The 810-nt window shown below is 59.5% G+C and carries 2 protein-coding genes; both read right to left on the bottom strand.

All coding sequences use genetic code 11. The features are described 5' to 3' along the window. On the bottom strand, positions 1-375 hold a 375-nt coding region (locus KVS69_RS18475; RefSeq protein ID WP_217539441.1), incomplete at its 3' end, for a hypothetical protein. Positions 376-459: 84 nt separating this feature from the next. Continuing rightward, positions 460-810, bottom strand: a 351-nt coding sequence (locus tag KVS69_RS18480) for an FAD-dependent oxidoreductase (protein WP_217539442.1), incomplete at its 5' end; no start/stop codon positions are given.

The following is an 810-nucleotide window of genomic DNA, read 5'->3' on the forward strand; positions in this document are numbered from 1 at the left end:
AAGCGCGAAAAAGACATCACGCTGGCGGTGGCGCGTGATCGTCTCTACCTCGAGATCCTTGTAGAATACGGGGACGCCCGAGCCGGTTCCGGAGTTCTTGTTGTAGCCGTGCGGAATGTGGACAGGTGCTGTCGCGTTCTTGCCGTCAACCGTCAGGAATTCGCCTTTCGCAAGACTGTCCTGATCGGGATGGTAGTAGATCTCCCCGTCCATGAGGAGCCACTGGCCGGGAACGAATTCGGAGGTGAAAGGCTCCCCTTCCGTCAACCAGTCCTGGCTGACCACGGAAAGAAAGCCATAAGGCCTGTTAAGGTCCTTGATCCGCTTGTCATGCCATTCCTGCCAGCTCGCAATATAGTCCTGTGAAAGCACCATTTTGTGTTCTTCTCTTATCTGTTGATCGGGTGTCGAGGGTTTCTGGCCGGCATGTTCTCGCCGGAAGCGCTGCCCGCGCCCTCTTCAGCTGCCTTTACCCGACGTATCGAGATAGCGCTCCGCATCCAGAGCGGCCATGCAACCGAATCCGGCCGAGGTGATCGCCTGGCGGTAATGCTGGTCGGCGACGTCTCCCGCCGCGAACACGCCCTCCATCGAGGTCTGGGTCGCGTTGCCACCCAGGCCGGAGCGGATCGTGAGATAACCGTTGTTCATGGCCAGCTGACCCCGGAACAGGTCGGTGTTTGGGTGGTGACCGATTGCCACGAAAAAGCCGGTCGCATCGATATCACGGCAGCCGCCATCGAGCGTCGAGCGGAGCCTTACACCGTTGACGCCGGCGTCGTTGCCGAGAACCTCTTCCACCTCATGGTG

The sequence above is a fragment of the Stenotrophomonas sp. GbtcB23 genome, assembly GCF_019091045.1.
Lineage (GTDB): Bacteria > Pseudomonadota > Gammaproteobacteria > Xanthomonadales > Xanthomonadaceae > Stenotrophomonas > Stenotrophomonas rhizophila_A.